Below are 25,232 nucleotides of genomic sequence, written 5' to 3' on the forward strand. Positions count from 1 at the left end.
GGAGTCGGGAATGTTACTGGCAGGGACAATCTTTTTACTGACGCTGATACTGGTTATCTGGCAACCTGGAGGACTTGGCATTGGCTGGAGCGCGAGCATTGGCGCGCTGCTGGCTCTGGCGTTAGGCGTTATTCATGTCGACGATATCCCGGTAGTCTGGAATATCGTATGGAACGCGACGGCAACCTTTATCGCGGTGATCATCATCAGCCTGCTGCTCGATGAGTCCGGTTTCTTTGAATGGGCAGCGCTGCATGTTTCACGCTGGGGTAACGGGCGCGGTCGCCTGCTGTTCACCTGGATTGTGTTGCTTGGCGCAGTGGTCGCGGCGTTGTTTGCTAACGACGGTGCGGCGCTGATCCTCACACCAATAGTAATTGCCATGCTGCTCGCCCTGGGGTTCAGTCAGGGGACGACGCTGGCCTTTGTGATGGCGGCGGGCTTTATCGCCGACACTGCCAGCCTGCCGCTTATCGTTTCTAACCTCGTGAATATCGTCTCTGCTGACTACTTCGGGCTGAGCTTTACGGACTATGCGTCGGTAATGATCCCGGTAGATTTAGTGGCCATTGCCGCCACGCTAGTGATGCTGCACCTCTTCTTCCGTAACGATATCCCGGCAACCTATGACGTTTCGCTGTTGAAAAATCCGGTTACCGCGATTAAAGATCCGGCGACATTCCAGGCAGGCTGGATTGTGCTGTTGTTTCTTCTTGCCGGTTTCTTTGTCCTTGAGCCGCTGGGGCTCCCCGTCAGTGCCATCGCCGCCGTAGGCGCGGTTATCCTGTTTGCCGTGGCGAAAAGAGGCCATGCCATCAATACCGGAAAAGTATTGCGCGGTGCGCCGTGGCAGATCGTCATTTTCTCGTTGGGGATGTATCTGGTGGTATTTGGCCTGCGTAATGCCGGGCTGACAAATTATCTTTCTGGCGTGCTGAATATGCTGGCACAGCAAGGCTTGTGGGTGGCAACCCTGGGTACTGGCTTCCTGACGGCATTTCTCTCATCGGTAATGAATAACATGCCGACGGTGCTGATTGGCGCATTATCGATTGACGGGAGTACGGTTTCCGGGGTTATCAAGGAGGCGATGATTTTTGCCAACGTCATCGGTTGTGATTTAGGCCCTAAAATCACCCCCATTGGCAGCCTGGCGACGCTGCTGTGGCTGCATGTCCTTTCTCAGAAGAATATGATCATCACCTGGGGATATTACTTACGCACCGGCATCATCATGACCCTGCCTGTGCTGTTTATCACTCTGGCCGCGCTGGCGTTGCGGCTCTCCGACACTTTGTAATGAGATCCTGACATGAGCAATATTACAATCTATCACAACCCTGCCTGCGGTACGTCACGTAACACGCTGGAGATGATCCGCAATAGCGGCAACGAACCGACCATTATTTATTATCTTGAGACCCCACCATCACGGGATGAGCTGGTGAAACTCATTACCGACATGGGGATCGCCGTGCGGGACTTGTTGCGTAAAAATGTTGAGCCTTACGAGCAACTTGGTTTGGCCGATGAGCTGTTCACTGATGACCAGCTGATTGAATTTATGCTGCAATATCCGATCCTGATTAACCGCCCTATCGTTGTGACCCCGCTGGGCACCCGGCTGTGTCGTCCTTCTGAGATGGTGCTGGAAATTCTTCCCGATCCGCAACAAGGCGAGTTCACAAAAGAGGACGGTGAAAAAGTCGTGGATGCTACCGGGAAACAACTGGTCTGAGGCTGAAAAAACGCCGGGTGGCGCTAACGCTTACCCGGCCTACAGGGTCGGTGCAGTTGCAGGCCGGGCAAAGCGAAGCTGCCGCCCGGCGATACCCCCTCACCTGACCACCACCACCCGAATATCATTCACGTTGGTTAACGTCGGGCCGGTCACGATCAGATCCCCCAACGCGGCAAAATAGCTGTAGCTGTCGTGCCCGCGCAGCAGCGATCTGGCATCAAGCCGGGTGCGTGACAATGTATCCGGGGTAACAATCGCCCCTGCTGCATCCTCGGTGCCGTCGATCCCGTCGCTGTCGCCGGCGATGGCGTAAATTCCCTTCTCACCCTTTAGCGCACAGGCCAGCGCCAGCAGAAACTCGGTGTTTCGCCCGCCGCGCCCGGCGCCTGCGCTCCCAATGGTGACCGTGGTTTCTCCGCCGCTCAGCAGCACCGCCGGGCCTTTCACCGGCAGGCCGTGCTGCTTCACCGATTTGGCGATCCCGGCCATCATAATGCCCAGTTGGGCGCTTTCCCCCTCCAGCGCATCGCCAAGAATCAGCGGTGTGTATCCCATCCGCTGCGCCACGGCAGCGGCGGCGGCCAGCGCGCCGGAGGGGGTGGCAATCAGGCGGATATCCTCGTCAATCTCCGCTGTCGTCACCGGCGCGCGCGGAGTTTGTAGCACCCGCATCACCTGTTCCGGCAGATCCAGGCGATAGCGGGCGATGATCTCCCGCGCCTCTTCCGCCGTAGAGCTGTCCGCCACCGTCGGGCCCGAGGCGATGCTCTGGGGATCGTCGCCAGGCACATCGCTGATGATCAGCGTAATCACCCGGGCAGGTAGCGCCGCCAGCGCCAGGCGTCCCCCTTTGATGTCCGAGAGCTGCTTGCGAACGGTGTTCATCTCGTTGATGGTCGCCCCGCTCTTTAACAGCGCTTTGTTCACCGCCTGCTTGTCGGCCAGGGTAATCCCCTTACGCGGCAGCGCCAGCAGAGACGAGCCGCCACCAGAAATAAGCGCAATCACGCAGTCGTCGGCGGTAAGATGCTTCACCTGCTCCATCATCAGCATTGAGGCCACTTCGCTCATCGCATCCGAGACCGGGTGCGCCGCCTCGACGATGCGGATTTTTTGCGTCGGGACTGCGTGGCCGTAGCGGGTGACCACCACGCCCTGCAGATCGACATCTGGCCAGGCCGCCTCCAGCGCGGCGGCCATGGCGGCGCTGGCTTTCCCCGCGCCGACCACAATGCAGCGCCCGCGCGGTTTTTCCGGCAGGGCGTTAATCAGCGCCTGGTGGGGATCGGCGCTTTTCACCGCCGCCATGAAGATCTCAGTTAGCGCCCCTCGCAGGGCGCTGTCGTCATGTTGTGCCATAGGTCAGCCTTCTGCGATGGCACGGATCACCGCCTGGGTGACCTCGCGGGTGTTGGCTGTGCCGCCCACGTCAGGGGTCATGATCCCTTCGGCGCAGACCTGTTCCACGGCAGCCATCAGACGGGCGGCGGCGTCTCCTTCCCCCAGATGTTCCAGCATCTGCGCTGCGGTCCAGAAGCTGGCGACCGGGTTGGCAATGCCCTTGCCGGTGATATCAAATGCCGAGCCGTGGATCGGCTCAAACATCGACGGGAAGCGACGCTCAGGGTCGATATTGGCGGTTGGCGCCACGCCCAGGCTGCCCGCCAGCGCCCCCGCCAGATCGGAGAGGATATCGGCGTGCAGGTTGGTCGCCACTATGGTATCCAGCGACTCCGGGTGCAGGGTCATGCGCACGGTCATGGCGTCCACCAGCATTTTGTCCCAGGTGACGTCCGGGAATTCGCGGGCGACCTCGGCGGCAATTTCATCCCACATCACCATCCCGTGGCGCTGGGCGTTGGATTTGGTGACGACGGTTAACAGCTTGCGTGGACGAGTCTGCGCCAGGCGGAAGGCGTAGCGCATAATGCGCGTTACCCCGGTACGGGTGAAAATCGCCACCTCTGTGCCCACCTCTTCCGGCAGACCGCGGTGCGCGCGACCGCCATGACCGGAGTATTCCCCTTCCGAGTTCTCCCGCACAATCACCCAGTCGAGGGTGCCGGGAATCGCCTTGCGCAGCGGGGACTGAATGCCCGGCAGGATTTTAGTGGGACGCACGTTGGCATACTGATCGAAGCCCTGGCAGATCGGCAGGCGCAGCCCCCACAGGGTGATGTGGTCCGGCACGTCCGGCGCGCCCACCGCACCAAAGTAGATGGCGTCAAAGGTTTTTAACTGCTCCAGCCCGTCCTCCGGCATCATCACGCCGTGGGTTTTGTAATAATCAGACCCCCACTCGAAGGTGTGTACCGAGAAACGCATATCTCCCTGACGCTGCGCCAGCGCGTGTAAGACCTCAACGCCTGCGGTGATCACTTCCGGGCCGATACCGTCTGCGGGGATGGCTGCAATCGCGTAATCTTTCATCTGAGTTTCCTTTTTAATGTTTTGACTGAACTAAGGGTTCGCTGGTCTGGGTTTTGCGGCCCGATGCCGACAGCCACAGCACAACAAGCGAGGAGAGGATCAATAACCCGGCGACAAACCACAGGCCCCAGGTGTAACTGCCGGTGTGCTGCTTGATCAGGCCAATCATGAAGGGGCCGACAAAGCCGCCGAGGTTGCCGATGGAGTTGATGGTGGCGATACCGGCGGCAGCGGCCGAACCGGAAAGGAACAGGGTTGGCATGCTCCACAGCGGCGGTTTGGAGGCGCTGATACCGCAGTTGACGATGGTCAGGGCGAGGATCACGCCGACGATGCTTGCCGCGTTACCCGCCATAAACAGCCCGCCCGCCGCCAGCACGCAGGCGCCGATCACGTGCCATGAGCGCTCGCCGGTTCTGTCGGAATGCCGTGCCCAGAGCACCATGGCCGCTACCGCAATCACGGCCGGAATGGCATTCAGCAGGCCGACGGTCATGGAGGAGACGCCCAGGGTTTTGATGATCTGCGGCGACCAGATGCCCAGGGTATAGAGCCCGGCGGAGGTGCCAAAATAGACCAGAGAAAGCGCGAGGACGCGTTTATCCAGCAGCCCTTTCCAGACGCTGTGCTGCGCCGTGGCCTGTTTCGCCGCCTGTTCGCGTTGCAGGGTGCTAATCAGCCAGCCGCGCTCCTCTTCGCTGAGCCATTTCGCCTTTTCCGGACGATCGGTGAGCCAGAACAGCACCACCACGCCGAGGATCACCGCCGGTACCGCTTCGAGCACAAACATCCACTGCCAGCCGGCAAAGCCCATCATGCCGTGCATCTCCAGCAGCGCCGCGGAGATCGGCGAGCCGAGCGCGGTAGAGATAGGCGCCGCCGCCATAAAGATAGCGGTCACCTGGGCGCGCTTTTGCGCCGGGAACCAGTAGCTTAAGTAGAGAATGATCCCCGGAAAGAAGCCGGCCTCCGCCACGCCGAGCAGAAACCGCAGGGTGTAGAAGCTGGTGGTGCCCTGAACAAAAGCCATGGCGCCGGAGACCAGGCCCCAGGTGATCATCACCCGGGCAATCCAGATGCGCGCCCCGACCTTATGCAGAATCAGGTTGGAGGGCACTTCAAACAGGAAGTAGCCGAGGAAGAAGATGCCGGCGCCAAAGCCGAATACTGCCGGGGAGAAACCGAGATCGGCATTCATGGTGAGCGCCGCGAAACCGATGTTCACGCGGTCAAGGAAGGCGATGAAGTACAACAGCATGATGAAGGGTACGATGCGCAAGGTGATTTTGCGCATTACCCGTTGTTCGATTGTGCAGGTCATGTGAGGTGTTCCTCATAATTATTTTGTAGGGTACGCAGTCGGGCTGCTCTGATGAGTATGCTGATATTTCTTGCATGATCATGCGCATCGGTTTATACAAAAAAATGCAATAATCGAGAGCGAGCCAGAATGGAACTACAACACTTACGCTGTTTCCTGGCAGTGGCAGAGACCCTGCATTTCGGCCAGGCGGCACAGCGGCTGGACATGCTGCCCTCCGCGCTGGGAAGAAATATTCGTCTTTTGGAAGAGGCACTTGGCACACGCCTGTTCACCCGCTCGACCCGCCGGGTGGCGCTGACGGAGAACGGCGTGTTGCTGCGGGAAGAGGCGCGGAAACTGCTCGCTCACGCCGATGCGATTATGTTGCAATTTCGTCAAAATCCGCGTCGCTCACAGCCGCTTTTACGCGTCGGCACTATCGACAGCGCAGCCATCGGTTTACTGCCTGGATTACTGCATCTGTTCCGCCAGCACCACCCTGAGGTCGAGATCCAGCTGTTTGAAGATAAGACCGTGCATCTGCTGCCGAAGCTGAAAAGCGGCAGGCTGGATCTGGTCTTTATCCGCCCGCCCGCGCAGCTCGACGCCCAGTTTGGCCGGGCGTTTTTATGCAATGAACCGGGCATTCTGGCTCTGCCTGCCAGCCACCCTTTTGCCGGGCGCGAGGCGGTAGATATCGTTGAGCTGGAGGGGATGCCGATGATCCTGCCGGAGCGGCGTTCCCGCCCGCACAGTCACGATCTGACCATGAATCTGTTTCATCATGCCGGGATTGAGGTGACAGTGTCACAAATGGCGGACGAAAAGCAGACCATTATTAATCTTGTGGCGGCGGGAATTGGCCTGGCGATTGTGCCCGCCTGGAGCAGCCGTTTTCTGATGCCGGGGGTGAAGTTTGTGAAGCTGAACGGCGCCGACCAGATGGGAATGCCCCTGGAGGCGGTGTGGATGGCGGGAGCACAGGATGAGATTCGGGATAGTATGCTGGCGATGCTGGAGGCGCATCCGGAGCTGTATGGGTGAGTCTATGGTTGGCGGCTACGTCTTGCCCGGCCTGCACGAGTTCAGAACCTGTAGGCCGGACAAACGGTTTACATCGAATAACCCGGCTTCTTAATCAGCTCGTCCAGCTTCGGGCCAATCTCCGTATCCCAGACCTGCGCTTTCCAGTCGGCTTCTGCGACCTCGTTCAGCGCCACGGAGATGGAGCGATCTTTACTGTTGAGATGACGGGTAATCACCTCGGCGATATCCGCCGCCAGAGCGGTTTTTTGTTCGTCGTTCAGATCGCGGGGAAAACATTTGATGTCTACGTGCGGCATATGCAGGGCTCCTTTTGAATGAATGTTCCAGACTAGCAGAGAATAGCGTTGTCTTTTAGCACCTTGTGCAGTTTCGGGAGCGTGCACAGGCTATCGGCAATCGCCGTGATCTTCGGGGTATTGGCGGCAAACCAGTCCGGTCCTGGTCCCCAGGTGCGCATCACGCACAGATAGCAGTCCACCAGCGTTATTTGCTCGCCAAAGGCATATGGTGTGGCCTTCAGGTGATTGTCCAGCCACAGGTAGAGCGATTTGCGGTACTCCCGGCAGTTCTGTTGCAGCTGCTCCGGGGCGTCCGGTGCCCAGCGCTCCGGGTAGTCGGCGTAAGTAAAGGTGGGATAGACGTTGGCGACCAGCCAGATTAGCAGGCGCTGAAACTGCTGGCGCTCCGCGCGTCCCACCGGGGGCGCAAGATCCGGGCAGCGGTCGAGGATCATCAGCGCGATCGCCGCCGTTTCCGTCATGATTTCGCCATTTTCCAGTTCAAGGGTTGGCACCTGGCACAACGGGTTGAGTTTTTCGAGCAGCTCACGCGTAGCGCCCGGCTTATCGAACCCGTCAACGTCGATAAACTGATAAGGAATGTCGGCGAGGGTCAGCATCACCTCACTGATGGCTGAACCCCAGCCCGGTACGCCATACACTTTAATCATAATCGCTCCACTTCCGGGTCAAAACCCTAAGTGTAGAGCAGCCTCAGTAAGTGATCCCCGGCGGATTGACCTCCGATTGTGCTACCGCTTCGCCCTCCTCGCCCCAGCGCGCCAGCACCTTCTGGTACTCTCCGCGCTGGATAGCGCCGTCGAGCGCGGCCTGTAAGGCAAACACCAGCTCGTTGCCCTTTTTGGTGGTGGTCGCCACATACGCCTTTTTCGGCCCCAGGCCCACCACCCGGGTTTTACCGGTCAGCGCCGCTTTATAGGCCGAGACCGACTGCGGGCCGAAAAACACATCCGCCCGCCCGGACTGGATGTAAAGATTGCCAGAGGCGTCGTCGGTCAGGTAGACCGGCAGCGCGGGCTCGCGCCCGGCGTTTTTGTTCTCCTCGTTCCAGCCCAGCAGAATGCGCTCCTGGTTAGTTCCGGAGCCGACAATCACTTTTTTACCTGACAGATCGGCGGCGCTTTTAATTGACTGCACCTCGCTGGTGGATTTCACCGAAAAGGCCAGGTTATCGACGCGATAGGTGGCGAAATCAAACTTCTGTTTACGCTGTTCGGTCACCGCAATGTTGACCAGCGCCACGTCGTAGCGCCCGGAGGTGATGCCCAGCGGCCAGTCCTCCCACGCCGTCGGCACCAGCTTCAGCTTCAGGCCGAGGCTGCCCGCCAGCAGCCGGGCGATATCCGGGTCGCTGCCGATGCGGGTGCGGTTATCGCTGGCCAGCAGCGCCAGCGGCGGCGAGTTAAGGGCCGATATGGCGACGGTTAAGGTGCCCGGCTCGACAAATTTATAGTGAGCTGGGATCTTCGCCACCGCCTGCTTGTCCACCGTCACCGGCAGCGGCTGCTCGTTGGCCTTTAAATCTATCTCTGCGTGGCTTGCAGAGGCCACCAGGAGCAACGTCAGTAATCCTTTTTTCATCTTTTCTCCTTACAGCACTCGGGACAGGAACTGCCGCGTTCGGGCGTGGGACGGACGGTTCAGCACCTCGTCGCTGCTGCCCTGCTCCACGATTTTGCCGTCAACCATAAACACCACCTGATCTGCCACTTCACGGGCGAAGCCAATCTCGTGGGTCACTACCACCAGGGTAGTGCCGGAGCGGGCCAGCTTTTTGATGACGTCCAGCACCTCGCCCACCAGCTCGGGATCCAGCGCCGAGGTCGGCTCATCAAACAGCATCACCCGGGGGCGCAGCGCCAGCGCGCGGGCGATGGCGATACGCTGCTGCTGCCCGCCGGAAAGGTGGCGCGACCAGGCATCGGCTTTATCGCGCAGCCCCACCACCTCCAGCAGATCGTAAGCCCGCTCGACGGCTTCTTTACGGCTCAGCTGTTTGTGGGCGATGGGCGCTTCGATCAGGTTCTCCAGCACCGTCAGGTGCGGGAACAGGTTGAAGTTCTGGAACACGTAGCCAACGTTGATGCGCTGTCTGAGGATCGCCTTCTCCTTCAGCTCGTACAGTTTGTCGCCCTCCCGGCGATAGCCGATGTAGTCGCCGTCAATCTGGATAAAGCCCTCATCGACCCGCTCAAGATGGTTAATGGTGCGCAGCAGCGTCGATTTACCCGAACCGGAAGGCCCGAGGATCACCGTCACCGAGCCCGGCGGGATCTCCAGCGAGACGTTATCCAGCGCCTTGTGGCGGCCAAAGAACTTGCTGACGCCGGTAATGGAAATATGCCCTTCAGGAGAGGCTGGCATGGACGGGCTCCTGTGTGGTTTGAGTGGTTACGGAACGGCTGCGGGCGGCACGGGAGGTATTCACCGCCGAGCGGCGTTCGCTGCGGGCAAGTCCACGCTCAACCAGATGCTGAATAGCAGACAGCACGGTGGTGATCGCCAGATACCAGACGGCACCAACCATCAGGAGCGGGATCACCTCCTGGGTGCGGTTGTAGATCATCTGAATGGTGTAGAACAGCTCCGGCATGGCCAGGACGTACACCATCGCAGTGCCTTTGGCGAGGCTGATGATCTCGTTGAACCCGGAAGGCAAAATGGTGCGCAGCGCCTGGGGCAAAATAATACGCAGGGTGCGGCGCGAGGCCGGTAACCCCAGTGCGGCGGCCGCTTCATACTGGCCGTGATCGACCCCTAAGAAGCCGCCGCGAATGATTTCCGCGGTGTAGGCGCTCTGCACCAGCGTCAGCCCGACCACCGCAGTGGAGAATTGCCCCAGCACGTTGATGGTCTCAAAGCTGCCCCAGGTGATGCCGGTGAAGGGCACGCCGAGCGACAGCGTGTCGTACAGATAGGAGAAGTTGTAGAGAATAATCAGCACCACAATCAGCGGCAGGGAGCGGAACAGCCAGATGTAGCCCCATGCGAGGCTACTCAACAGCCACGAGGATGAGAGGCGCGCCAGCGCCAGCATCCCGCCAATGACCACGCTAAGCACGGTGCCAATCAGCGTCAGCAGCAGCGTCTGCCCCACCCCTTCAAGGATCACCGGGTCGAAGAACCAGCGGGCAAACACGCCCCATTCCCAGCGCGGGTTAAAGGCCACTGACTGAATGACAACCGCCAGCACAAACAGCGCGACAACGGCGCCAGCGGTGCGCAGCGGGTAGCGCGCCGGGACCACTTTGATGGTTTCAACGTTGTTCATCGTCGTTCCTCATGCCGATTTACTGAACGCTTCGCGTAGCAGCGTTTTGGTGAAGCGCAGCCGCCCGTCAAACGGCGGCTGGCTGTACTCTTCCGGGTCGCGGTTAAGATCGAACTGCGCCGTGTAGCCCTGGCTTTGGTAGAGCCGTACCGCTTCCGGCTGGCGAAAGCCGGTGGTGAGATAGATCTGGCTGTAACCGGCAAGCCACGCCCGGCGCTCCAGCTCCTGCACTACCCGGGCGGCAAGCCCCTGCTGGCGCAGGGATTTGTCGGTCCAGATACGTTTGATCTCGGCGGTCTGCGCATCAAAGGGTTTATACGCCCCGGTGGCGATAATTTTTCCGTCGCGCTCCAGCACAATAAACAGCCCCTGGGGCGCCAGATACCACTCGGTCAGTTCCACCTCGGCATCTTTAGAGAAGTAGTCGCCGTAGCGCGCCGCGTACTCTGCGAACAGCCCGTTGATAATCGGCTGCAGGTCGGCGTCCTCCGGCGAAACGTCACGAAACAGGTCGCTCATAGGGGCTCCTTAGTCGCCGAGGCCAGCCGGGTTAATTTCTGAACGCGGGATGCGCTCCACGCCTTCACCCCAGCGGTTCAGCACTTTGTCGTAGTCGCCGTTGTTGATCGCTCCGTTGAGGGCGGTCTGCACCGGCTCCGCCAGGCCGCTGCCTTTTTTCAGGGTCACGGCGATATGGGCCGCTTTCGGCCAGCCGCCGTCCACGCTGCCCACCAGTTTGGTTTTGCCGTTCAGAGCCGCTTTCCATGCGCCAATCACGTTCGGGCCAAAGTAAGCGTCCGCACGACCGGACTGCAGCGCCAGGGTCTGGGCGGCATCGTCTTTGGTGTAGATCGGGGTGAAGGGCTTCAGCCCTTTCTGCTGGTTTTCGGCATCCCACGCCAGCAGGATCGCCTCCTGGTTGGTGCCAGAGCCCACGATAATACGCAGCCCGGCGATGTCTTCCGCCTTCTCAAGTTTCTTGACTGGGCTGGTGGATTTCACGTAAAAGCCCAGAGAATCTTTCCGGTAGGTGGCGAAATCGAACTTCTCTTTACGCGCTTTGGTGACGGTGATATTGCTGATCGCCGCGTCGTATTTCCCGGAGGCGACCCCCAGGGGCCAGTCTTCCCAGGAGGTGGGCACCACGTTCAGCTCCAGCCCGAGGCTGTCGGCCACCAGACGGGCGATATCGGCCTCGCTGCCAATCAGCGTTTTGTTGTCATCGGCAAACACCGTCAGCGGCGGCTGGCTGAGTCCGGCAATCGCCACGGTGAATTTCCCCGGCACCACCGGCTTAAAGCTGGCGGGCAGTTGGGCAATCGCTTCCGGGTTTTTCGCGGTGTTGATCGGCGTTTTGTTGGCCTCGAGGCTCACTCCGGTGCCGTTAATATTGACATTCTCTGCCCAGACGGCAGGGGTAAAAGCCAGCGCGAGCGCCAGAATAAGCGATGATTTTTTCATGGCAGGTTCTCTTATTGTTGTGTGAACTGATTGACGGGCTGCGCTAATCCCAGGCTGTCACGCAGGGTGGTGCCGGGGTACTCGGTGCGAAACAGGCCGCGCGCCTGCAACAGCGGCACCACCTGGTCAACAAAACGCGGGAAGGTGTCCGGCGTGCCGCCCTGGATGATGAAGCCATCCGCCGCATAACCTTCAAACCACTGCTGTAAACCGTCCGCCACCTGCTTTGCAGTGCCGGAAAAACGCGGGCGCGGCGAGGCGGCTTCCAGCGCTACCTGACGCAGGGTTAAGTTGCGCTCCCGGGCGTTGCGCTTGATCTCATCGGTGGTGCTGCGGAAGCTGTTTTTACCGAGATCGCCGATGTCCGGGAAGGCCTCATCCAGCGGATACTGGCTGAAGTCATGATGCTCAAAATAGCGGCCCAAATAGTTCAGGGCGTCGTTGATGGAGACCAGCGCCGCGGTGGTCTGGTACTGCTGCTCTGCATCATCGGCATCCTTCCCGACGATGACGCTCACCCCCTGAAAGATGTGCAGTTCGTCTGCGTGGCGGCCATGCAGTTTTAGCTGGCTTTTCACGTCATGCCAGAATGCCTGGGCCTCTTCATAGGTTTCGTGATGGGTAAAGATGGCGTCGGCGTGTTTCGCTGCCAGCTTTTTGCCATCATCCGAGGCCCCGGCCTGGAAGACGATCGGCCTGCCCTGCGGCGTGCGGCCAATATTGAGCGGCCCGGCGACCTTAAAGAAATCCCCGTGGTGATCGAGAGTGTGCAGCTTTTGCGGGTCAAAGAACTGCCCGGTCTCTTTGTTGCGCACAAAGGCGTCGCCCTCCCAGGAGTCCCACAGCCCTTTCACCACGTCGAGATACTCATCGGCAATGCGGTAACGCAGAGCATGCTCCGGGTGCTTGTCCCGGGAGAAGTTCTTCGCCGATCCCTCCAGCGGCGAGGTGACCACGTTCCAGCCCGCACGGCCGTTGCTCAGGTGATCGAGGCTGGCAAACTGGCGCGCCACGGTGAACGGCTCGCTGTAGGAGGTGGACAACGTCCCCACCAGCCCCAGCCGTGAGGTGACGGTCGCCAGCGCCGACAGCACGGTCAGGGGCTCAAAGCGGTTGAGAAAATGCGGAATCGACTTCTCGTTGATGTACAGGCCATCGGCGACAAAGATAAAGTCGAGCTTGCCCGCTTCGGCCTTCAGAGCCGTCTCTTTAACAAAGTTAAAACTGATGCTGGCATCGGCGGGTGCCGCCGGATGACGCCAGGCCGACATATTCCCCGAGGCACCATGCAGAATGGTGCCCAGTCGCAGTTGTCGTGTTGCGGACATATTCACTCCCTCCCCTTAAAGTTGATTCAGTGCTTTTTCCGCAAGACGGGCAAAATAGCGCGCGGCGGGTGCAATCAGGGCTTCATCCGGGTTAAAAGCCGGATGATGCAAACCATACGGGCTGGCGCTGCCGATGCTGACAAAGGCGCCGGGGATCTGCTGCAGGTAGACGGCAAAATCCTCCCCGCCCATATGCAGCTCGGCCTGCTGCGTTTCGTAGCCGGTCTCCCGCGCCACCGCGGTGGCAAATTCGGCCCAGGCGGCATCATTAACCAGTGCGGTGGGCCCGGCATACCAGGTGATTTCGATCTGCGCGTTAAAGGCGCTGGCAAACCCGACGGCGATTTCAGCCACCCGGGCCTTCACGCTCTGCTGCACGTCGGTGCGATGGGTGCGCAGGGTACCCTCCAGCTCGACGCTCTCCGGCAGCACGTTCCAGGTATTTCCGCCGGTAATACGCGTGACGCTCAGCACTACCGAGTCGAGGGTGTTGACGTTACGGCTGGCGACGCTTTGCAGAGCGGTTATTAGCTGGCTGGCGATCACAATGGCGTCATTACCTTCATGCGGACGGGCGGCATGAGCGCCTTTGCCGGTCACGCGGAAGACAAAGCGGTCGACGTTGGCGTAGAACGGGCCGCCGCGGGTGGCAAAATGCCCTACCGGTAAGCCGGGTTCGTTGTGCATGCCGAAAATAGCGCTGATATCACTCAGGGCGCCGGCGCGCACCAGGCTTTTGGCGCCGCCGAAGTTTTCTTCCGCAGGCTGGAACAGGATCCGCACCCGGCCATTCAGTGCGCTCTCACGCGCTTTCAGCTGCAGGGCTGCGCCGAGGATCACGCTGGTGTGGATATCATGTCCGCAGGCGTGCATAACACCGGCACGCTGCGAGGTGAATGCCACGCCGCTGCGCTCCTCAATCGGCAGCGCGTCAATGTCGGCCCGCAGGGCAATCTGTTTTTCGCCCCCGCCCACTTCGGCCACGACGCCGGTGGGCAGATCGTATGGCAGGACGCTGATCCCGGCCTCGCCCAGCCACTGACGCAGGCGGGCGGTGGTTTCCACCTCTTCGCCGGAGAGTTCCGGGTTCTGGTGCAGCTCGCGACGCCAGGCGATCAGCTGTTGTTCCAGGCTCATACCGCCACCTCCCGCAGCTGTCGGGCCTGGGCCAGCAGACGCAGGGACTGCACCCGTAACGGGCCGTCGGCGACCGGGGTATCAATGATGAACTCATCAATTCCCCACTGCTGATGCAGCGCCTGGAGCTGGTCGAGAACCGACTCCGCGGTGCCCGCCAGCAGCGCCTGGGCACGACGGGCGATGCGCAGGGGTTCGCTGCCTGCCTGACGGGCAAAGGCGTAAGCCTGCTCCTCGCTGGCAACGGTCACTCGCTGGCCGTTGGCGAGCTCGACGCCCCACACTTCTACTGCGCTTGCCAGCGCCTCGGCCTGCTCCTGAGTTGGCGTCACGATGGCCTGTACCGCCACAATGACCTCCCGCGCGCTGTGGGCGCGCCAGGTGCCGATGACCTCACGCAGCAGATCGGGGTCGCCGTTCAGGTGGGCGGCAAACACAAAGTCCCAGTCGAGACGGGCGGCAAGGCGCGCGCTCTGGGTACTGGCCCCAAGCAGGAAACCGGCAGCAGGCACCTGTGGCAGGGGCGTGGCACGTACCGCCTCGTGTTGTGAAGCTGGGTTGAGCCAGCCATTCAGCTGGGTGAGCTGGGCGGCGAAATCGCCCTTCTCCTGCTGGCTGAGGCCGGGCTGTAACGCCTTTGTTGAGAGCGGCAGGCCACCGGGCGCTTTGCCGACGCCCAGATCGACCCGCCCGGGGGCGATGGCCGCCAGCAGGTTGAAGTTTTCCGCCACTTTGTACGGGCTGTAGTGTTGCAGCATTACCCCACCGGAACCGACGCGAATGCGCCGGGTTTGCCCGAGGATCCAGGCAATCAGCAGCTCGGGTGACGGGCTCGCCAGCTGCGGGGTGTTGTGGTGTTCGGCAATCCAGAAGCGGTGATAACCCAGGGTTTCGGCCTGTTGCGCCAGGCTCAGGGTGCGCGCCAGCGCATCGGCGGCCGTTTCGTGTTCTGCGACAGGACTTTTATCCAGAATGCTGATTCGCCAGGACATGTTGCAATCTCGTTTGACTAAACATGTCGCCATTATTAAGGGGCGATTTCACCGCTGAGAAACAATTAATTTACATTTGGTTTGCCGGATTTCAGAAATACTGCGTCGGATTAGTGCGAAGCACGGAGTTCGGCGATCAGGGCGTTCGCCTGCTGGCGGGAGGTGATGCGCACAAAGCGGATGTGGGCAAAAGCCGGATTCTGCATGTCGGCTTCATAACGCGCCCGGTTGCTGCGCCAGGTCTTGATCGTCCACAGCAGGATCGATTCCCGGCTGAAAAACGAGCGGCGAAAGCTTTCCCGGTTGCCGGTGCCGGGCCACAGTTCCTGCTGTGTCCAGGCGCGTTTTACTGCCCGCGTTACCGCCTGTCGCAGGGTGCGGGCCAGGCCGTAATCGACCCACACCACCAGATCCACGTCACGCCATTTTACCTGGCGGGTGCGGTTATAGTTGCCGTCCAGCACCCAGCCGGGCGTGGCGCTGAGCACCGCCTCGAGCTTCGCGAACAGGAGGTTGTCCGGTGTGCCCTGCCAGTCGGGAAGCCAGTACAGGGTATCCATTTCGATACAGGGCAGCGCCAGTTCAGCGGCGATCCTGCGGGCCAGCGTGCTTTTGCCGCTACCGCTGGTGCCAACAATATTGATTTTCATCACATTTCCTGATGCGTCGGAAAAATCGGGCCAACAATGATAATGTTTTATGAATGTTAATGAAACACTATTTCGGATGCCGGGTTTTCGCCACGCATTCATTATTTCCTTTTTATTTGCCTTAAGGCGATTTATTTCCCGCTCATAATGATATTCCAGCCCTGCTGATTTCATTTTTATTACATAAGCGCCGATTAACACGAAAAAAAATAGTTAATACAGCTGCTTTCTAATTCATTAGTTTTTGTGGAGAATACGCCAGCCGTAATATTAAAGAATAAATACTTTACCTTGCCTGACTCTTTTTCGGGCGGCTTCTCTTTACACAGACATCACCATGGAGTTATTCATGAGGCGTAACAATCACGTTACACAAAACGAGTATTTGCTTAACGAAGGATCGACCTTAATGTCGACCACCGATGTACAGAGCCATATTACGTATGCAAACTCGGCCTTTATTGATGCCAGTGGTTATAAAGAAGAACATCTTATTGGCGAGCCCCATAATGTGATCCGCCACCCGGATATGCCCCCGGAGGCGTTTGGTGATATGTGGTTTACCCTGCAACAGGGCGAGAGCTGGACCGGGCTGGTAAAAAATCGCCGTCACAACGGGGATCACTACTGGGTGCGGGCCAACGTGACGCCGGTTTATCAGCGCGAGACGCTCACCGGGTATATTTCGGTGCGAAATATACCCGAACGCCATGAAATTGACGCCAGCGAAGCGCTCTATCAGCGGGTGCGGAATAATGCACTTAAAGGCCACCGGTTTTATAAAGGGGTACTCGTCCGCCGGGGTGTCCTCTCTTTTCTCTCATTGTTTAAGCGACTCAGTACCACCAGAAGGGTAAATTACGCTGTAGCTGTCACCGCCCTGTTCGCTTTAGTCCTGCCTTTATTTGTTCCCGGCGGATTAATTCAGACCGCTGGCCTGGCGCTGCTTTTTATTTTACTGGCGTGGTATCTGAATACGCAAATATGCCGCCCGGTTAAAACCATTGTTAAAAAGATGCAGCATGTGGTTTCAGGGCGTAAAACGGATTACACCCATTTCGATCGTGTCGATGAAATTGGCTTAATGATGCGACTGGTAAACCAGTCGGGGTTGAATCTCAATTCACTGGTGGATGATGTCGGCACGCAAATCAGCGGCATTCGCGATATCAGCCAGCAGGTGGCGAAGGAAGGCGATGCGTTGCAGGCGCGCTCCGAAGAGACGGCGGACGATCTGCAGCAGACGGCGGCGGCAGTAGAAGAGATTGCCAGTGCGGTTAAGCAGACTGCAGAGACCGCTGAAGAGGCTATTCAGATGGCCGACCAGACCAGCGCCAGCGCGTACAGCGGCGAAGCCATTATGAAGCAGACCATCGGTGTGATGCAGTCGGTTGCAAACGATAACGGCCAGATTGTCGATATCATTGCGGTGATCGACCGCATCGCCTTCCAGACCAATATCCTGGCGCTGAATGCCGCGGTGGAAGCCGCCCGCGCCGGAGAAGCAGGCCGTGGCTTTGCGGTGGTGGCCGCCGAGGTGCGCAATCTGGCCCAGCACTCGGCGTCGGCGGCAAAAGAGATCGCAGCGCTTATTGAGAAAAACGTCGCCAGCGTCAATGCCGGTGTGGATATGGTGGCCCAGACTGAAGCACAGCTCACCACCATGATTGGCAACGTGCTGAATATGTCATCGCTAATTAAGGAGATGGGGCACGCCACCCAGGAGCAGACCCAGGCCCTGAGCCTGATTAATGAATCTATCTCGCGTATAGGGGTGATGACCCACAACAACACCGGGATGGTGGAGCACGTTACCCAGGCGGCCAATGAGCTGACCCAGCGCACCACTCGGTTACAGCAGGCGATTGCGGTTTTTGGCGGCTAAACACTAACGGGGCGAAAGATGATTTTTGCTTTCCGGCTGCGTTTTCATCTTCGCAGCCGGAAAGTAGAATGCGCGAATGATTAAAATGCTATCGCGACGTCTAATTGACCCGTAACACCGTCGCTGTGAGTATCTGCTGAGAGATAATCCACACGCGTAGCGACCGTGACGTTACGGTATTCCCCGTTCAGACGCAGCCCCGCCTTGTACAGATTTTTGCTACCGAATGCAGAGGTTTGATCGATACCCGTTCCATAAAGCGTTCCGTGACTGTTCACGTTATCGTCATTCAGCAAACGTTCGTAGCCCACATTGATGCCTGGCGTTAGCGCCCAGCTTCCCACCTGTTGCGGCAACAGGGCTATGCCCAGATCGGCGGTTGCGCTGGTTTGCGTTTCATTAACGCCTGCCATATCCAGCGCCAGTTCACTGCCTTTCTCCTGAAATCCATCAATGGAAAGATGAGTGACCTGTACCCCCAGCGCGGGATCGAGCGTCAGGGATGATGCCATAGTGAGCCAACCCACTGAGGCCCGTCCGCTGTAGTACTGACCACTGCTGTCCCCGTGAGCCGTACCTAAGCCACCGCCCAGATGTCGCTCGCTCTCATAATCGATGTACCCCGCACTCCCCTGTATGCCCGCCCAGGGGCCGCTATTGAGTGAACGGAAACCATAGCGAGCACCGAGCGTTGCCGAGGTGGTGTGCGTTTTTACGTCGCCCCCTGCCGCAGAAACTGAACCCTGGCTGTAACCGATGGCGCCGTTAGCGGCGGCGGAGTCAGTAAAGCGGTGCGTGATCCCTACAAGCGCACCGTTGGTATGCTCATTACTGGAACTGGCGCCGTCGTGGCTGTCTGTTCCAAGGTAACTTGTCAGCCCTTGCAGCCAGACCTGAGATTGCTCCGCCTGAAGGTTACGGCCTGCAATTTGTGGCGCAATGGCGTCATACTGTCGTGACGGCTGGCGCAGCAGATAGCTTTCGGTATCAGCATGAACCTGGCCACCTATCTGTTTTTCCACGCCGCCTAACGATCTCTGATCGATGGCATTTTGAAGATAATAGTTATACGCGGTGTAATGTCCGGAGAGGGCCGAATCCTGCAGGGCATTCAGCACCCTGGCCCCAGCCCGCGCATTGCCAGACAGATTTTCCTGACCGGGCAGCGTCAAATAGCGCACCATCTTGCCTCTGAGCACATAAATGGTGGCCTGATCGAGGCCCAGCCCGTCCTTGAGATAGCTATCCATTGAACCATAGCTGGCGATGACCTGATCCAGCCCTGCCTGCAACCAGCTTGCCCGCACCCCCATCAGCGCGCCGTAGGTCTCTTTCATCGAGGCTGGCAGCATGGCGACGGTGGCATTAAGGCGTGCCGCTGTGTAGTCGTTGGTGGCGAGATAGTTCGCCATGATATCGTCCTGACTGACGCCCGCGATCGATTGCAACACCGCGCTAATCCACCCCGTGCGATCCTTGCCTGCCGTGCAGTGATAGAGCGCAGCTTCATCCGCATTAGCCAGCTCACGGAAGACCTCGCCCAGCCCCTGACGGGCATAATCGCTGGTGACAAAGCTACGCTCTCCGTCTTCCATCATTGTGTCCACATCGCCGACGGTCATCTTACTGAGATCAATCACGAACGTGCCGTTATCCCCGATGAGGTCGATGTTCACATATCGACTGCCATCAGGCAGCGTATCGGCCTGTGCGGCCACTTCCGACGGGGAGCGCACATCAATCACCGTGGAAATCGCCAGGCTGTTGAGCGTGGCAAGATCGCCCCCCTGGGGCGTCAGAGCATTGGAGCGATAGAAAACGCCGGAACGCATCTCACCATTATAGGTAGTGGTGTAGGCCGTATCGATTCCGGCGACATCACGGAAATTATCGATCCCGGTAAGATGGGGCGTGGTGAGAACAGTTTCAGCCTGGGCGGTGGTGCAGAACAGGCAAATCAGAACAGCCAGAGGACGTACGGACGATTTCAAAGCAACACTCCTTGCAGGTAAATGTAAACAAGGCGCGGAGTATATTGATAAAATGTTGCATTAATGTTGCAAAATTCAGCATCGTATTGATTGTGAAGGATGTAGCGTGAGGAAACTCAGCCCCTCAGTTAAATTAAAGATTGACTTAACCATTATCCCTGCCAGGGTTCATGCAAACAAAACAGGAAAGGGAATATCAGATGCCATGTTTATACTCACTCAGCGATCTGCTCGGGCTGCTTGTTTTTTCAAGGAAATATCACTTTCTGCACAATGACCTGGACTGCCTGATCGTCGCATGGGCTGAAGCTCAAGTTACCAGGGGAAATGATTCGGAGACGCTTTTAATTCTCGCGTCACTGGGGCTGGATAATCAACCTGAACGGAATGAAGTTGAATTATATCTGTCACGGTACATGGCAGAACAGCGGATAGAATTGCCATCGCTAAAAACAGCAGCATTGGTCTGGATCAGGCTCTTTATAAGTGAACTTTCCCGGTGCGCGACCATCCATGACGCAAAACAAAAAATGTATATTCTGGTGTGTCATTGGTTTGAACCTGACGTAAAGATTTTCGAGGCGATGGTCGATACCCTCAAATCGCTTTACTGGCATCTCTTTGATGAATGGGTGGGACCAGGTACAAGCGAAGCAGCAAAGATGGAGGAGTCAGAATTCTTTTGGCTGATTAATCGTGCGATGCTGCCCTATTCCCGTAAAATTGAGAACCCGGATTGGCTGGATCTGCTGGTTCGCTAATGGTTATGACCTGCCGGGATCGTCCTTTGAAGATTGAGAACGTTTAAATACGTTTTGGTCGCGTTGCGAAGAAGACAACCGCTGCTCCGAGAGCGACTATGAGCGTGTCTTCAATGACGCCACTTCTGGTCTGCCCGATTTCTGCCATGGCTTTTTTGCGTGCCGCAAGTGTGACATAAGCAAGTGGCACAGCGGCAGAGATAGCGATCGCTGCCCCGATTTTTTCTTCGCCCGCGGGTGCTAATGCGGCGCCCGCAATCCCCGCACTGGCTACACGTGCTGACAAGCCCAAAAACACGGTGCGGTCTGGCGCTGTCTTCATCTTATCGCCTAACAGCTCACCTGCCCCCATCGCTAACGCGCCATATTTAAATAACGGACGATCAAGCAGCACAAGAGTACCCGATGTCTCGCGCCTGGCAAGACGTGCTGCGGCGAGGGCCGCCATCGGCGTCATAGAACGGCAGCTGGCGACAACGCCAATCAGGGCGGAATAAACAAACTGAGTGAGTTTCATTTTTTATCTCCCGGATAAAAAGAATTTTATTATTTCTTAAGATTTATTGGGGTATATGGCAGTAACTCTCGGTTTAATTAACACAATGAGTCAGTATAGACGATCGGCCGGAGAGAGCAGAAATGAGGGAAGTGGGAGGCTAAAGCATGTAAACCGCTCTTGATTGCCGGGCCAGACTTCAGCGTTACGCATCCGGGACTGTAGCCGTCAAGACCAGCAGCAACGTGCTTAGCGCCTAAACTGGCATTCCTGTTCGCCATGGACAACGCATGCCGAACGTTCGCTTTTCGACCCAAGGGGAGCTGGCTATTTGTTGGTCTGTCCGATCAGTGCCTGGAGTGGACGTTGCGGAGTGGCTCTTATCTGAGCAGAGATAAGGGAGTTTAATGGTAGCTTGTAACTTCCCGTACTTTCCTTAACAGACAGTAAGTCCTTGATGGATTCAAGAAAACGGCGCCAATAGCAGGGATCGTGATATTCACACTTCCGTACCCCTATCATGGCGTCGTAAAACGCCTGACTATAATGAATATCTTTCCTTTTTATGGCCTCACGTAATAAAAAATTGAATAAATTTATTCTCAGGACTGAAATCAACATTTATCCATTTCACAATTCCCTTGATAGTAAGATAAATATTATCATCCTGACTGGAAAGAGCGACATAGCATCATAGGGCAGAAAATGATAGAATTAAAAAAAGCAGATTTGAGGTAATATGTGTGAGCAAAAAATTAACTGCCAAGGCGGAAAATAAAAAGAAAACGATAATAAATGCAACGCTCGAGGTTCTCAGGAATAAAGGAATTAATTTGTGTAATCACAGGGCGGTAGCTGAAGAGGCTGGCGTATCGTTGGGATTAACCACGCATTATTTTAAAAACCTGGATGAGTTGCTTGTTGCCGCTATGGATTCGTATCTGACCATATTCGAAAGCGAGATAGATGAGTGGTTCGAAAACAATCACCAGCTCGGGACTGTAGACATGCTGACGGAATTTATGTTCGATTCACTACGCGATAGAAATTTTTTGCATTATGAATATGAAATGTATGTCGCAGCAATATCCAGAAAGGCTCTGAGACCGTACAGCCTAAAATGGTTAAGGATTACCGAAAATAAGTTAATGAAATACACTCATATTGATAATGTCAGCGCACAAATGATTGCTTCACTGATGGACTCAGTATTCATAAGAAGCGTGATGGACCCGGACAGCATTTTACTGGAAAAAGAGAACATTCATGAAAGCGTTAATGCTTTAATTAACCGGGAACAGCGCAAACATTTTGATGTTTCCGGTTAACGTTGATGGAGCGGCCGTTGCAGGCCGCTTTTTAACTGCGTCAGAACTTAACGGTTACTCCGGCATAATAAGCCCTTCCCGGCTCGTTATAGCTGGATGCACCCTCAGCCGTGCGTCTGATATCTTTGTCAAACAGGTTTGTGATCCCCGCCTTAACATCCAGATATTTTGTCATTTCATACTGCATGCCCAGGCCAACCAGTCCGTATGAACCCACGCGCGTCTGATCAATGCCCTGGACTATATCCAGTTCAGAGGTAGCCTGAGTACGCGGTTTTTGCGGGCCGTAATACGTGTAATTCAGGTTAGCCGTAAGCTGAGATGAAACCTCCCAATCCAGCATTGAGTTAATGGTGTATTTGGGGATGATGGAAAGAGGATTACCGGTAGTCTTATCCTTCGATTCGATCATATAGGTGGCATTGGTCGTAAACGTAAGTTCTGATGCAACCGGCACCGTCAGGCTTCCTTCCAGACCCTGGATCACCGCTTTGCCGGTATTCTCCCACTCCAGGACTGTATTACCGCCTGAAGTAATGCCCAGCACGTCGGTGCCGGAAACAATTTTATTTTTATAGTCATTACGGAAGTATGTCAGGCCCGCCATCCAGCCGTCATGGCTGAATTCAATCCCCAGCTCCTTGTTAACACTGATTTCGGGTTCAAGATCATCGTTGCCCTTGAGATAGCAGGGTTGCCCACCGACCGAAAGCGGACATCCATAACCCCGGGAGTAAAGAAGATAGTTGGGGTTCATCTGATAAAGGTTCGGCGCCTTAAAGGCCCTTGCGATACCGGCCTTGATTTTGAACATTTCCCCAAGCTCCTGAGAAATATTCAGGCCTGGACTGTAATTTGCACCAAACTCCTTTTGGTAGTCGAACCGCATACCTGGGACAAACTGCGTTGTGTCCGTCAGCTGGATATTATCTTCGATATAAATGCCGGTGAGCTCGGCGCTGCTTTCTGAAGAACGCGGACCATCCGTCAGGCCGGGTATCATATCCCCGCTTTCTGTTTCTAAACCCGTTGATGCGGGATCGTTTAACTGGGAGCGTGTCCATTCAGCACCCAGCGTCACCGTCTGTTCGAACAGAATATCAAGAGGGGCATTGATTTCGCCTGCAACGCGATAATCTTTCAGAATACTGTCACTGAAGCTGGCATCATCAGCTATCGTACCTTCCCCGCGCCCGGCCAGCCCTTCATCCAGCCTGCTGTTACGTGTCTCGTCATACTGGAAAGAGAGCTTCGACTGGCCCCAGTCCCAGATACCGTTATGAGTGACCCCGTAGTTCTGCCGGTAGATCCGGTTTGTTTCGGCTCCGGAACTGGCCAGGGCGGTCGTTTTATCTGTCGCAGCGCTAAACTGGGTGTCACCTGCGTAGATATTTCCCTGCCTGCTGTAGCCCGCTTCGAAATCAATTATCTGTGACTGGGAGGGTTTCCATGAAAATACAACATTTGCGTCTTTATTTCTTACCCCCTCATGCCCGGCAGGCGTAAGTCCGGATACGGGATCAAAGCCATTTATATCGGGACTGTCAGGCCGGGTTTTATTCCAGTTCCCGTAAAGACGCATCGTAAGGGCGTCACCGGCCAGCGGACCACTGAGACTGAAGTTAGCGCGGTTGGTATTACCTTCCAGGCTGCTTTCCGGCTGATTGAGAAAATAGCTGAGTGAGCCGTGCCAGTCATTGGTCGGACGTTTGGTGATGATATTCACCACCCCGCCTGATGCTCCTGAGCCGTAACGGGCGGCGGCAGGACCCCGTATAACTTCGATGCGTTCTACCTGCTCGGCAGGCACCCAGTTGGAATCACCCCGCGTGTCGCGTTCGCCGTTCCATGTGTATCTCACCGCGTTTCTGGACGTAACGGGAACCCCGTCAATCAGAATGAGGGTGTTTTCAGGTCCCATACCACGGATGTCAATCTGACGGTTATTTCCCCGCTGACCGGAGTTACTGTTACCTGTGAGGTTTACCCCGGGCATTTTTCTGATGATATCCGACAGGTCATTAACCGGAGGCTGTTTACTGATATCTTTCGCCGTAATGACAGACACTCCCGGTTGCTGCTTAAGCACCTCCTCTGCGGTGACGATCATGGTTTCGTCGTGTTTTTTTTGTTCGTTTTTATTCGCATTAACGTTTTCGGACTTCGCTTCAGAAGGGACCGGACTTTCTGCCGCAATGACCGGAATCGCTAGCCCGTAAAGAGCAATTGCCAGCGTTTTCCCGGAGAGGCTTTTACAAGATATCGACTTTCTGGACATGATTTGAATACCAAAGGTTTAACGTGAGCACTGAATGATACTCATTCTCATATGGTTGTAAATAAAATTGTACTTTTGTACAAAAAAATAAAAAATGCGATGATGATCCGGAACGTAGAGGGCAGTAGTTGTTGAGCTGCCCTCATTTCCGCGAGCTCTGTGTGGTAACAAATCCTGAAAAAATATTGTGCCTGCCGGAAACTGCGGATGTTAAGACACGGCCTTCAGCTATCAGACTGACCTGTATGAGATTCATTCGTGGCGATGGCATTCATCCAGCGGCAGACCAGAAAGTTTGAGGAATAACAGCAACCAGAGAAAAATTATATGCTCGCTAAATTTAATGATAAATTTTCAGTACTTACACATCACCCCGATTTCGGTCGTCTTTTCCTGCGGCTTACCTTTGGTATTCTTGTATTGTTTCACGGTATCGCAAAGATCGGGCACGGTGTCGGCTGGATAGCCGTAATGCTCGAGGCGAAAGGGTTGCCAGGGTTAATTGCATATGGGGTTTTCATTGGCGAGATTATTGCGCCGGTTATGATAATCATGGGCTGGTTCACTCGTCCCGCCGCGTTTATTTTCGCTTTTAATATTCTTGTCGCCACGCTGCTGGTCGGGTTACCCAAACTGTTTACTCTTACGAAAACAGGGGCCTGGGCTCTTGAAGGTGAGGCCCTTTATTTCCTGGGCGCGCTGTGTGTCATGTTTCTTGGCGCAGGAAAATACCGGTTCCCTTTCCGGAACGAATGACTGAGAAATAGCATCAGATTAAAGACGTGAACCCTGAGATTTACGATGCTGGCGGAACCCTGGTTAGTCAGACCCTGC

General features: G+C 56.6%; 22 protein-coding genes and 1 pseudogene. 7 read left to right on the top strand and 16 right to left on the bottom strand.

Translation table 11 applies throughout. The annotated features are described in order from the left end of the window. Positions 1-10: 10 nt before the first annotated feature. Together MXM41_RS02055 and arsC are read left to right on the top strand one after the other, a co-directional pair. Positions 11-1,300, top strand: coding sequence for an arsenic transporter (locus MXM41_RS02055; protein WP_325929595.1), 1,290 nt, complete (start codon positions 11-13; stop codon positions 1,298-1,300). A gap of 12 nt (positions 1,301-1,312) precedes the next feature. Further along, on the top strand, positions 1,313-1,738 hold the full coding sequence (gene arsC / locus MXM41_RS02060) for a glutaredoxin-dependent arsenate reductase (protein ID WP_325929596.1): 426 nt from the start codon (positions 1,313-1,315) through the stop codon (positions 1,736-1,738). 99 nt (positions 1,739-1,837) lie between these two features. On the opposite strand, the gene MXM41_RS02065 is transcribed toward arsC, so the two are convergent. From MXM41_RS02065 to MXM41_RS02075, 3 genes are read right to left on the bottom strand one after another with little or no spacing between them, the layout of a single operon-like run. Beyond that, complete coding sequence (locus MXM41_RS02065) at positions 1,838-3,100, bottom strand: glycerate kinase (protein ID WP_325929599.1); 1,263 nt, start codon at positions 3,098-3,100, stop codon at positions 1,838-1,840. A 3-nt stretch (positions 3,101-3,103) separates the two neighbouring features. Continuing rightward, on the bottom strand, positions 3,104-4,171 hold the full coding sequence (locus MXM41_RS02070) for a tartrate dehydrogenase (protein WP_325929600.1): 1,068 nt from the start codon (positions 4,169-4,171) through the stop codon (positions 3,104-3,106). A 13-nt stretch (positions 4,172-4,184) separates the two neighbouring features. Continuing rightward, positions 4,185-5,492 carry an MFS transporter gene (locus tag MXM41_RS02075; RefSeq protein ID WP_325929601.1) on the bottom strand — a complete coding sequence of 436 codons (1,308 nt, stop codon included), beginning with the start codon at positions 5,490-5,492 and terminating at the stop codon, positions 4,185-4,187. A gap of 129 nt (positions 5,493-5,621) precedes the next feature. Here MXM41_RS02075 and MXM41_RS02080 point away from each other — a divergent pair, with 129 nt between their 5' ends. Then, positions 5,622-6,518: a LysR family transcriptional regulator gene (locus tag MXM41_RS02080; protein WP_325929602.1), complete on the top strand. Its 897-nt coding sequence runs from the start codon at positions 5,622-5,624 to the stop codon at positions 6,516-6,518. Between the two features lie 68 nt (positions 6,519-6,586). Here the strand turns inward: MXM41_RS02080 and pptA are convergent, their stop codons facing one another. From pptA to MXM41_RS02130, 10 genes and pseudogenes are all read right to left on the bottom strand, one after another. Further along, the gene (gene pptA, locus MXM41_RS02085) at positions 6,587-6,817 is read right to left on the bottom strand and encodes a tautomerase PptA (RefSeq protein ID WP_325929603.1); all 231 of its coding nucleotides are present in this window, start codon (positions 6,815-6,817) and stop codon (positions 6,587-6,589) included. A 32-nt stretch (positions 6,818-6,849) separates the two neighbouring features. Then, entirely contained in the window at positions 6,850-7,470 is a 621-nt protein-coding gene (locus MXM41_RS02090) for a glutathione S-transferase family protein (RefSeq protein ID WP_325929605.1), read from the bottom strand. A 43-nt stretch (positions 7,471-7,513) separates the two neighbouring features. Further along, on the bottom strand, positions 7,514-8,401 hold the full coding sequence (locus tag MXM41_RS02095) for a transporter substrate-binding domain-containing protein (protein ID WP_325929606.1): 888 nt from the start codon (positions 8,399-8,401) through the stop codon (positions 7,514-7,516). 9 nt (positions 8,402-8,410) lie between these two features. Next, positions 8,411-9,184 (bottom strand): amino acid ABC transporter ATP-binding protein, encoded by a 774-nt coding sequence (locus MXM41_RS02100; protein WP_325929607.1) that lies wholly within the window; start codon positions 9,182-9,184, stop codon positions 8,411-8,413. Beyond that, the gene (locus MXM41_RS02105; RefSeq protein WP_325929608.1) at positions 9,168-10,091 is read right to left on the bottom strand and encodes an amino acid ABC transporter permease; all 924 of its coding nucleotides are present in this window, start codon (positions 10,089-10,091) and stop codon (positions 9,168-9,170) included. Before MXM41_RS02105 ends, MXM41_RS02100 begins: the two co-directional genes overlap by 17 nt. A 9-nt stretch (positions 10,092-10,100) precedes the next feature. After that, positions 10,101-10,610: a GNAT family N-acetyltransferase gene (locus MXM41_RS02110; RefSeq protein ID WP_325929609.1), complete on the bottom strand. Its 510-nt coding sequence runs from the start codon at positions 10,608-10,610 to the stop codon at positions 10,101-10,103. Between the two features lie 9 nt (positions 10,611-10,619). Then, positions 10,620-12,880, bottom strand: a pseudogene (locus tag MXM41_RS02115) (NtaA/DmoA family FMN-dependent monooxygenase). Positions 12,881-12,895: 15 nt separating this feature from the next. Further along, complete coding sequence (locus tag MXM41_RS02120) at positions 12,896-14,017, bottom strand: amidohydrolase (RefSeq protein WP_325929610.1); 1,122 nt, start codon at positions 14,015-14,017, stop codon at positions 12,896-12,898. Next, positions 14,014-15,009 carry an LLM class flavin-dependent oxidoreductase gene (locus tag MXM41_RS02125; protein ID WP_325929612.1) on the bottom strand — a complete coding sequence of 332 codons (996 nt, stop codon included), beginning with the start codon at positions 15,007-15,009 and terminating at the stop codon, positions 14,014-14,016. The genes MXM41_RS02120 and MXM41_RS02125 overlap by 4 nt, the downstream gene beginning before the upstream one ends. A gap of 110 nt (positions 15,010-15,119) precedes the next feature. Next, positions 15,120-15,659 carry an adenylate kinase gene (locus MXM41_RS02130; RefSeq protein WP_325929614.1) on the bottom strand — a complete coding sequence of 180 codons (540 nt, stop codon included), beginning with the start codon at positions 15,657-15,659 and terminating at the stop codon, positions 15,120-15,122. 349 nt (positions 15,660-16,008) lie between these two features. Between MXM41_RS02130 and MXM41_RS02135 the strand changes: the two genes are divergently transcribed. Further along, positions 16,009-17,544, top strand: coding sequence for a methyl-accepting chemotaxis protein (locus tag MXM41_RS02135; RefSeq protein WP_325929616.1), 1,536 nt, complete (start codon positions 16,009-16,011; stop codon positions 17,542-17,544). Positions 17,545-17,624: 80 nt separating this feature from the next. On the opposite strand, the gene MXM41_RS02140 is transcribed toward MXM41_RS02135, so the two are convergent. After that, the gene (locus tag MXM41_RS02140; RefSeq protein ID WP_325929617.1) at positions 17,625-19,535 is read right to left on the bottom strand and encodes a tyrosine-protein phosphatase; all 1,911 of its coding nucleotides are present in this window, start codon (positions 19,533-19,535) and stop codon (positions 17,625-17,627) included. 200 nt (positions 19,536-19,735) lie between these two features. On the opposite strand from MXM41_RS02140, the gene MXM41_RS02145 reads away from it, so the two are divergent. Continuing rightward, on the top strand, positions 19,736-20,296 hold the full coding sequence (locus tag MXM41_RS02145) for a hypothetical protein (protein ID WP_325930818.1): 561 nt from the start codon (positions 19,736-19,738) through the stop codon (positions 20,294-20,296). Positions 20,297-20,339: 43 nt separating this feature from the next. Here the strand turns inward: MXM41_RS02145 and MXM41_RS02150 are convergent, their stop codons facing one another. Further along, positions 20,340-20,813, bottom strand: a complete 474-nt coding sequence (locus MXM41_RS02150) for a hypothetical protein (protein WP_325929619.1) — start codon at positions 20,811-20,813, stop codon at positions 20,340-20,342. Positions 20,814-21,535: 722 nt separating this feature from the next. Between MXM41_RS02150 and MXM41_RS02155 the strand changes: the two genes are divergently transcribed. Next, positions 21,536-22,120: a TetR/AcrR family transcriptional regulator gene (locus MXM41_RS02155; protein WP_325929621.1), complete on the top strand. Its 585-nt coding sequence runs from the start codon at positions 21,536-21,538 to the stop codon at positions 22,118-22,120. A 40-nt stretch (positions 22,121-22,160) separates the two neighbouring features. Here MXM41_RS02155 and MXM41_RS02160 read toward each other — a convergent pair whose 3' ends face one another. Then, positions 22,161-24,398 (bottom strand): TonB-dependent siderophore receptor, encoded by a 2,238-nt coding sequence (locus MXM41_RS02160; protein WP_325929623.1) that lies wholly within the window; start codon positions 24,396-24,398, stop codon positions 22,161-22,163. Positions 24,399-24,725: 327 nt separating this feature from the next. On the opposite strand from MXM41_RS02160, the gene MXM41_RS02165 reads away from it, so the two are divergent. Next, entirely contained in the window at positions 24,726-25,154 is a 429-nt protein-coding gene (locus MXM41_RS02165; protein WP_325929625.1) for a DoxX family protein, read from the top strand. The last annotated feature ends 78 nt before the right edge of the window (positions 25,155-25,232 follow it).

Origin of the sequence: Leclercia adecarboxylata, from assembly GCF_035787115.1 — a bacterium.
In the GTDB taxonomy this organism is placed as follows: Bacteria; Pseudomonadota; Gammaproteobacteria; order Enterobacterales; family Enterobacteriaceae; genus Enterobacter; species Enterobacter adecarboxylatus_E.

What these genes read in the sequence shown, in the direction of transcription:
- MXM41_RS02055 (WP_325929595.1), top strand. Translation starts at nt 11, where the DNA reads ATGTTACTGGCAGGGACAATCTTTTTACTGACGCTGATACTGGTTATC.
- arsC (WP_325929596.1), top strand. Translation starts at nt 1,313, where the DNA reads ATGAGCAATATTACAATCTATCACAACCCTGCCTGCGGTACGTCACGT.
- MXM41_RS02065 (WP_325929599.1), bottom strand. Translation starts at nt 3,100, where the DNA reads ATGGCACAACATGACGACAGCGCCCTGCGAGGGGCGCTAACTGAGATC.
- MXM41_RS02070 (WP_325929600.1), bottom strand. Translation starts at nt 4,171, where the DNA reads ATGAAAGATTACGCGATTGCAGCCATCCCCGCAGACGGTATCGGCCCG.
- MXM41_RS02075 (WP_325929601.1), bottom strand. Translation starts at nt 5,492, where the DNA reads ATGACCTGCACAATCGAACAACGGGTAATGCGCAAAATCACCTTGCGC.
- MXM41_RS02080 (WP_325929602.1), top strand. Translation starts at nt 5,622, where the DNA reads ATGGAACTACAACACTTACGCTGTTTCCTGGCAGTGGCAGAGACCCTG.
- pptA (WP_325929603.1), bottom strand. Translation starts at nt 6,817, where the DNA reads ATGCCGCACGTAGACATCAAATGTTTTCCCCGCGATCTGAACGACGAA.
- MXM41_RS02090 (WP_325929605.1), bottom strand. Translation starts at nt 7,470, where the DNA reads ATGATTAAAGTGTATGGCGTACCGGGCTGGGGTTCAGCCATCAGTGAG.
- MXM41_RS02095 (WP_325929606.1), bottom strand. Translation starts at nt 8,401, where the DNA reads ATGAAAAAAGGATTACTGACGTTGCTCCTGGTGGCCTCTGCAAGCCAC.
- MXM41_RS02100 (WP_325929607.1), bottom strand. Translation starts at nt 9,184, where the DNA reads ATGCCAGCCTCTCCTGAAGGGCATATTTCCATTACCGGCGTCAGCAAG.
- MXM41_RS02105 (WP_325929608.1), bottom strand. Translation starts at nt 10,091, where the DNA reads ATGAACAACGTTGAAACCATCAAAGTGGTCCCGGCGCGCTACCCGCTG.
- MXM41_RS02110 (WP_325929609.1), bottom strand. Translation starts at nt 10,610, where the DNA reads ATGAGCGACCTGTTTCGTGACGTTTCGCCGGAGGACGCCGACCTGCAG.
- MXM41_RS02120 (WP_325929610.1), bottom strand. Translation starts at nt 14,017, where the DNA reads ATGAGCCTGGAACAACAGCTGATCGCCTGGCGTCGCGAGCTGCACCAG.
- MXM41_RS02125 (WP_325929612.1), bottom strand. Translation starts at nt 15,009, where the DNA reads ATGTCCTGGCGAATCAGCATTCTGGATAAAAGTCCTGTCGCAGAACAC.
- MXM41_RS02130 (WP_325929614.1), bottom strand. Translation starts at nt 15,659, where the DNA reads ATGAAAATCAATATTGTTGGCACCAGCGGTAGCGGCAAAAGCACGCTG.
- MXM41_RS02135 (WP_325929616.1), top strand. Translation starts at nt 16,009, where the DNA reads ATGAGGCGTAACAATCACGTTACACAAAACGAGTATTTGCTTAACGAA.
- MXM41_RS02145 (WP_325930818.1), top strand. Translation starts at nt 19,736, where the DNA reads ATGCCATGTTTATACTCACTCAGCGATCTGCTCGGGCTGCTTGTTTTT.
- MXM41_RS02150 (WP_325929619.1), bottom strand. Translation starts at nt 20,813, where the DNA reads ATGAAACTCACTCAGTTTGTTTATTCCGCCCTGATTGGCGTTGTCGCC.
- MXM41_RS02160 (WP_325929623.1), bottom strand. Translation starts at nt 24,398, where the DNA reads ATGTCCAGAAAGTCGATATCTTGTAAAAGCCTCTCCGGGAAAACGCTG.
- MXM41_RS02165 (WP_325929625.1), top strand. Translation starts at nt 24,726, where the DNA reads ATGCTCGCTAAATTTAATGATAAATTTTCAGTACTTACACATCACCCC.